Below are 6,944 nucleotides of genomic sequence, written 5' to 3' on the forward strand. Positions count from 1 at the left end.
GACAGCAGCATGGCGCGACGCAGATGCTCCTCCATCATCGGGCCGAGGACGAAGCCGACCAGCAGCGGCGCCGGCTCCATCTTGATCTTGGCGAAGACATAGCCGAGCACTGCGAAGAACACCGTCTGGTAGACGTCGAAGACGCTGTTGTTGATCGAGTAGACGCCGATCGCGCAGAACACCAGGATCGCCGGATACATGAACCTGTACGGCACCTGCAGCAGCTTCACCCACATGCCGATCATCGGCAGGTTGATGACCAGCAGCATGACGTTGCCGATCCACATGGAGCAGATCAGGCCCCAGAACAGGTCGGGCTGGGCTTCCACCATGCGCGGGCCCGGCTGGATGCCCTGGATAATCAGCGCGCCCACCATCAGCGCCATCACGGCATTGGAGGGGATGCCTAGCGTCAGCAGCGGAATGAAGGAGGTCTGCGCGGCCGCGTTGTTGGCGGCTTCCGGACCGGCCACGCCCTCGATGGCGCCGTTGCCGAATTCATGCCGGCCCTTGGAGATCTTCCGCTCCATCATGTAGGAGCCGAAGGAGGCCAGCGCCGCGCCGCCGCCCGGCAGAATGCCGAGGACGGAGCCGATGACGGTGCCGCGCAGCACCGAGGGGGTGGAGCGCTTCCACTCTTCCTTGGTCAGGAACAGCGAGCCGACCTTGGTGGAGAGGACGCTGCGCACTTCCGGATTCTCGAGATTCAGGATGATCTCGGAAATGCCGAAGACGCCCATGGCGATGGCGGCGAAGTTCAGCCCGTCGGAGAGCTCGGGGATGCCGAAGGTGAAGCGCTGCTGGCCGGTCTGCACGTCGGTGCCGACCAGGCCGAGGGCGACGCCCAGCACCACCATGCCGACCGACTTCACCACCGAGCCCTGCGCCAGCACGGCCGAGATGATCAGGCCGAGCAGCATCAACGAGAAGTAGTCCGCCGGGCCGAAGGAAAGAGCAACTTCCGTCAGCAGCGGGCCGGAGGCCGCGACCAGCAGCGTCGAGACCGAGCCGGCGAAGAAGGAGCCCAGCGCCGAAATGGTCAGCGCCGCGCCGGCGCGGCCGTTGCGCGCCATCTTGTAGCCTTCCAGCGTCGTCACCACCGAGGAGACCTCGCCCGGCAGGTTCAGCAGGATGGCGGTGGTCGAGCCGCCATACTGCGCGCCGTAATAGATGCCGGCGAGCATGATGATGGCGGTGGTGGCCGGCTGCCCGAAGGTGATGGGCAGAAGAAGAGAGATGGTGGCGACCGGCCCGATGCCCGGCAGCACGCCGATGGCGGTGCCGATCAGCGCGCCGAGCAGCGCGAAGAGCAGGTTGTCGAAGCTCATCGCCACATGGAAGCCATGGGCGAGATTGGCGATCAGGAGTTCCATGCTGCTGATCCCCCGCTCAGAAGGCCGGCCAGACGTTGACGCGGATATCGAGCTCGTAGATGAACATCCACCAGCACAGCGCGATCAGGAAGACCACGCAGCCGGCGACGCCGAGCGGCCGGTGCGTCGGATCGGCCAGGGCCGCGATCACCACCATGGCGGCGACGGCCAGCACCAGCCCGCCCTGCTCCAGCAGGATGCCGAAGACGGTCATGCCGATCAGCACGAAGGCGATCTGGCGCCACCCCGGGCTGACCGCCATCACGCCCATGCAGACGGTCAGCGCGATGCCCATCGGGTACCAGTTGACCGACAGCGCCGGCACGGCGGCCGCCAGCGGATAGGCGACCAGGCCGGCGCCGATGCCGATGGCAAGCGTGACGAAGTCGAGCTTCGTCCATTTCTCCAGCGGATCCTCGCCGGCGCGGAAGGCGAGCGCCACGACGACGACGCCCAGCAGCAGCTCCAGCCAGAAGACCAGCATCGGCATGTAGCCCGGCCCCATGCGGCGCGCGGAGCCCAGACTGTGCTCGCCGTTCAGCCAGAGGCCGACCAGCGCCAGCACCAGCAGAACCATGCCGGAGGCAAGGTCCTTTGCATTCACTCTCATTGCATCCCCTCTTGGACCCCACATGCCGCCGGGCAACCAGTGGCCCCACGCATGCGCCCCTCGATGAGGCGCCTACGAGGCCGGAGGGGGAATTATTCCAGCAGGGGGCAGGAAATTTTTTCGCGTTGCCCGGGCAGCGCCCGAGGAGGTCGCGAAGCCTGCTGTTTCAGCCTTGATTCTCGTAGGCCCAGCTCTTGCAGACGATCTTCCAACCTTGCGGATATTTAATCAGCAGCAGCTCGTCGATGAACCGGTTGGCGCCCAGCGCGTCGCGCACGCGGACATGCGCGGTGGTGGCGCTGGGCTGGGTGAGCGCCACCACCTCGTCGATGCGGGGGTCGTTGGTCGCGGCCGGCGCCGGGCGGTTGGCCACGCGCTCCAGCCAGGCGTCGAGGCCGAGCGCCGCGGTCACCGCATTCTCCGAGGAGAAGAGCTGCGCCTCGGGATGAAAGGCCTGGCGGAAGGCCGCGACATCGCCCGTGTAGAGCGCGTCGAAATACTGCTGCACCACGGCGCGGATGGCGGTCTCGTCGCTCATCGAATCGTCTCCTGCTGATTGTGCGCCCGGTCGGCGAGATCCAGGCTCTGGTCGAGGATAGCGAGAAGCCGCTCGGAGTCTTCCGCCGAAATGATCAGCGGCGGGGCCAGGAACAGCGAGGTCTGCTCGCCGCTGGTGCCGATGACGGCGCCGAGCGACAGGGCCTCGGCCGCGACCAGCGAGGCGGTGGGCGCCTCGGCGGTGTCGGCCAGCCAGTTCTGCCAGGCGGGGCCATGCAGCTCGATCGTCCAGTGCAGGCCCTGGCCGGCGATGCGCGCCACGCTCGGATGCCGGCGGCCGATTTCCTCCAGCCGCCCGGCGAACAGCGTCTCCAGCGCCGCGACGCGGTCGAGCAGCGCCTCTTCTTCCAGGATGCGCAGATAGGCGCTGACGGCGGCCATGGCCATGGGATGGCCGCGCAGCGTGCCGTAATTCTGCCAGGCGCTGCCCTGCATCCGCTCGACCATCTCGGCCGAGAACAGCACGGCGGCGACGGGCACCATGCCGCCGCCCAGCCCCTTGCCCAGCGTCACGATGTCGGGCCGCGAGGCGCCGCCCTGGAAGGCGAAGCGACGCCCGGCGCGGCCCAGGCCGGTCACCACCTCGTCGGCGATCCAGAGGCAGCCGGCCTCGCGCGCCATGCCCGCCAGCGCATCCTGGTAGGCACCGTCGTGGTAGAAGCCGCCCTGGGTGTAGTCGAGGATCATCGCCGCCGACCGCGCCAGCATCGCCGGCGCGCCCTCCAGGCTTTTTTCCAGTGGCGCCGGCGCGGCACCGTCGCTGCGGTAGAGGGCGCCCTCCGGCGGCGGCAGGATATGCACCGGCGCGCCGGCGAAGGGGCGCCGCGTGGCGCCGGGCGCGGCCAGCCCGCCATGCCAATGCGGCTGCACGGTGACGTCGCGCGATAGCCCGACCAGCCCGTGATAGGCGCGGGCCCGCGTCGCGATCGCCGGGCGTCCGGTGATCGCCTGCGCCAGACTGAGGGCAATATCGTTGGCCTCGCTGCCGCTGAGGCAGAAGCGGATCGCGCCGGCCCAATCCTCACCGGGCAGGGCGACACGAAAGAAATCCTCCGCGGCCTGGTCGCGGCCGGACCAGTTCCAGCCCTCATTGACCATGGGCAGGCTGGCGGCCTCGCGCAGCGCCGCGATCAGCTTCGGATGGCCATGGCCGAGCGGGCCGCCGGTGTTGCTGCCATCGAGGACGCGTCGTCCATCGGCCAGAATGAAGAATGCGCCCTCGCCGCCGGTGACGCGCGGCGCCTCCGTGCCGGCATTCAGCCCGGTTCGCAGCAGCCTGCCCATCGGTCGGTCCTTCTTGTCGGTGGTCATGCGCGCAGCCGGGCCGCGACCGCGGCGAGACGCGGCTGCGCCTCCTCCGCGCGCAGCCGGCCATAGCCGATCACCAGGCCCTGCCGGTCGGGCGGGCCGAGATAGCATTGCGACAGCGGCTGAATGTAGTTGCCCGCTTGTCCGCTGCGCGCGGAAGCCTCGCGGTCGGTCATGCGCGCGGCCATCGCCGGCGTGAACAGCGCGGTCAGATGCAGCCCGGCGGCGGTGGGCGCCACTTCCAGCAGATCGGGCAGCAGCTCGTCGATCGCCGCCAGCACCGCCTGCTGCCGCGCCGCATAGAGCTTGCGCATCCGCCGCAGGTAGCGCAGCAGATGACCTTCGGAGAGAAAGGCGGCCAGCGCCGGCTGCGCGGTCCCGGCGGAATGGACGTCGATGCGGGCGCGGCCGCGGCCGAAGGCCTCGACGAAGCCGGGATGCGCCACCAGGTAGCCGAGCCGCAGGCTGGGCAGCATCACCTTGGAGAAGGTGCCGAGATAGATCACCCGCCCGCTGCGATCGAGCGATTTCAGCGCCGCGGCCATGCTCTCGCGGTGGCGGAACTCGGAATTGTAGTCGTCCTCGATGATCCAGCTTTCCTGCCGCCGCGCCCAGTCCAGCAGCTCCAACCGCCGGTCCAGCGCCATGGCGATGCCAAGCGGGAACTGGTGCGAGGGCGTCACCACCGCGAGCCGTGCCTTGGGGGCGCGCCGGATCCCCTCGGCGACGACCAGGCCTTTGCCATCGACCGGGACCGGCACCAGCCGGGCACCCGCGGCCAGCAGGCTGCTGCGCGCCTCGATGAAGCCGGGTTCTTCCACCCAGACCTCGTCGCCGGGATCGAGCAGCATGCGGCAGCAGAGATCGAGGGCGCCCGCGCTGGCGGGGGTGATCACCACCTCCTCGGGCCGGCACAACAGCCCGCGCACGGCGCCGAGATATTCGGCCGTCGCCGCCCGCAGCGGCGCCCAGCCCAGCGGCGACATGGCGCGGCAGAGATCGGCGCGCGGCTTCTGCCAGGACTGCCGCAGCAGCCGCGCCCAGAGCTCGAAGGGGAACTCCTCCAGATCCGGCGTGCCGCTGGAGAAAGGCGAGCCCAGATCGGAGACATAGTCGATGTCGAGCATCGCCTGCCAGCGGCCGGAGAGGCGCGGCGCCGGCTGCTCGCCGGCGGCCGGCGCGTCTCCCTTGGCGACGGCGGCGATCCGCACCCCGCCGCGCGGCGTCGATTGCAGATAGCCCTCGGCATAGAGCAGGTCACAGGCGGCCTGGACGATGGCGCGTGAGCAGCCGAGCTCCACCGCCATGGCGCGCGACCCCGGCAGCCGCGTCCCCGCCGGCAGGCTGCCATCGAGGATGCGCGGCCGCAGCGCCGCGGCCAGCTGCTGGTACAGCGGCAGCTCCGCCCGGCGGTCCAGCGGCAGCCCGGCCAGCGACAACCGGCTGCGCATGTCAGCCGGCGGGGCCGAAGCCGCCGCCGCCGCAGCTTTCCATCGTCACCAGGTCACCGCGCTTCAGCAGCATGTTGCTTTTCCCTGGGATCTCCTCGGAAACCCCGTCCCGGGTCAGGGTGATGCGGAACGGCTTGCCGTCGGCGCCCCCCTTCAGGCCGTAAGGAGACATCTTGCAGCGCTCGACGCAGCTGGTCAGCCACATGCTCTCGGCCAGCACGCGATAGCTGCGCACCACGCCGTCGCCGCCGCGATGCTGTCCGGCCCCCCCCGAGCCGCGGCGGATCGACTGCGCTTCCACGCGGATCGCGTAGTTGGCCTCGATCACCTCGGCCGGCGTGTTGGAGGTGTTGGTCAGATGCACCCGCGTCGCCGGTGAGCCGTCGCGGTCGTGCCGCGCCCCCTCGCCGCCGCCATGCACCTCGTAGAGCATGCGCCAGGACTGGTCGGGCATCGGCTCGGCGAAGGCCAGCAGGCCGGAGGTCGCGGGACCGCCGGCGGAAAGCCGCTCGGGGATGATGTGCTCCATGGCGCGGAACATGGCGTCGACCACGCGCATCGAAGTCTCGTGGTTGCCGGCGGCCACCGCAGCGTTCCAACCGGGCTCCAGGATCGAGCCCGGCCGCGTCACGATGGTCAGCGGCCGCAGCGCCCCGGCATTCTGCTGCATCTCCCGCCCGCTCAGGATGCGCGCGGCATAGGCCACGGCCGAGCGCGCGATGAAGGGCGTGGTGTTGCAGAAATTGGCGACGCGGTCGGCGCTGCCGGAGAGGTCGACATGCGCCTCCTCGCCACGGATGGCGATGCGGACATGGATGCGCGCCGGTGCGCCGCCCGGGCCGCCATCGTCGAGAAAATCCTCGCCCTCGTAGGTGCCGTCCGGGAGCTCGGCGATGGCGGCGCGCATCTCGGCCTCGGACAGGTCGTGCAGGCGGGCCATGCAGGCGACAAAGGTCTCAGTGCCGTGCTGGGCACAGAGCTCGCGGATGCGGCGCTCGGCGGCTTCCGTCGCGGCGATCTGGGCCAGCAGGTCGCCCTCGCAGGCGACGGGGTCGCGCACATTGGCCAGGATGAAGTCCAGCACCGGGCGGTTCAGCGTGCCCTGCTGCAGGATCGGCATCGGCGGGATGCGCATCGCCTCCTGGAAGGTGTCCACCGCCTCGGCCAGGTAGCTGCCGGGCCAGGTGCCGCCGACATCCGGCCAATGCGCCAGGCTCAGCGCGAAGGCCACCAGGGTGCCGTCGACGAAGACCGGCCGCGCCACCTTGACATCGTTCAGATGGTTGCCGCCCAGCGCGCCCAGATTGTAGATCAGCGCATCGCCCTCGCGCAGCGTCCCGGCCGGGCAGCGCTTCAGCAGTTCGCGCACGGTATAGGCCATGGCGCCCAGGTGGATCGGGATGTCGCGCCCCTGCCCCACCAGCCCGCCTTCGGCATCGGTGATGGCGGAGGACAGGTCGCCGGCCTCGCGCAGCAGCGGCGAGCGGGCGGAGCGGGTCATCACCAGGCTCATCTCCTCCGCCGCGGCGGAGAGGCCGTGGCGGATGACCTCGACCAGGAAGGGGTCCAGCGCGCTCATGCCGCATCGCTCCGCGTCAGCAGAAGATTTCCCTCAGGATCGGGCGCCGCCTGCCAGCCGGGCGG

The 6,944-nt window shown here is 70.0% G+C and carries 6 protein-coding genes; all 6 read right to left on the reverse strand.

Features of this window, described 5'->3' with window-relative positions:
- Nucleotides 1–1,373 (reverse strand): tripartite tricarboxylate transporter permease (locus tag BKE38_RS13945; protein WP_076957914.1); only part of this gene is annotated, 1,373 nt, incomplete at its 3' end.
- Between the two features lie 16 nt (nucleotides 1,374–1,389).
- A complete protein-coding gene (locus tag BKE38_RS13950) occupies nucleotides 1,390–1,950 on the reverse strand; it encodes a hypothetical protein (RefSeq protein ID WP_242662351.1) in 561 nt (186 codons plus the stop codon).
- 199 nt (nucleotides 1,951–2,149) lie between these two features.
- The gene (locus tag BKE38_RS13955) at nucleotides 2,150–2,521 is read right to left on the reverse strand and encodes a nuclear transport factor 2 family protein (protein ID WP_076957916.1); all 372 of its coding nucleotides are present in this window, start codon (nucleotides 2,519–2,521) and stop codon (nucleotides 2,150–2,152) included.
- Nucleotides 2,518–3,852, reverse strand: coding sequence for an aminotransferase class III-fold pyridoxal phosphate-dependent enzyme (locus tag BKE38_RS13960; protein ID WP_207553570.1), 1,335 nt, complete (start codon nucleotides 3,850–3,852; stop codon nucleotides 2,518–2,520). The genes BKE38_RS13955 and BKE38_RS13960 overlap by 4 nt, the downstream gene beginning before the upstream one ends.
- Entirely contained in the window at nucleotides 3,849–5,300 is a 1,452-nt protein-coding gene (gene pdxR / locus BKE38_RS13965; protein ID WP_076957917.1) for a MocR-like pyridoxine biosynthesis transcription factor PdxR, read from the reverse strand. Before pdxR ends, BKE38_RS13960 begins: the two co-directional genes overlap by 4 nt.
- A gap of 1 nt (nucleotide 5,301) precedes the next feature.
- Nucleotides 5,302–6,879: a hydantoinase B/oxoprolinase family protein gene (locus BKE38_RS13970; protein ID WP_076957918.1), complete on the reverse strand. Its 1,578-nt coding sequence runs from the start codon at nucleotides 6,877–6,879 to the stop codon at nucleotides 5,302–5,304.
- Nucleotides 6,880–6,944: the final 65 nt, after the last annotated feature.

It is taken from the genome of Teichococcus deserti (genome assembly GCF_001982615.1).
Lineage (GTDB): Bacteria > Pseudomonadota > Alphaproteobacteria > Acetobacterales > Acetobacteraceae > Pseudoroseomonas > Pseudoroseomonas deserti.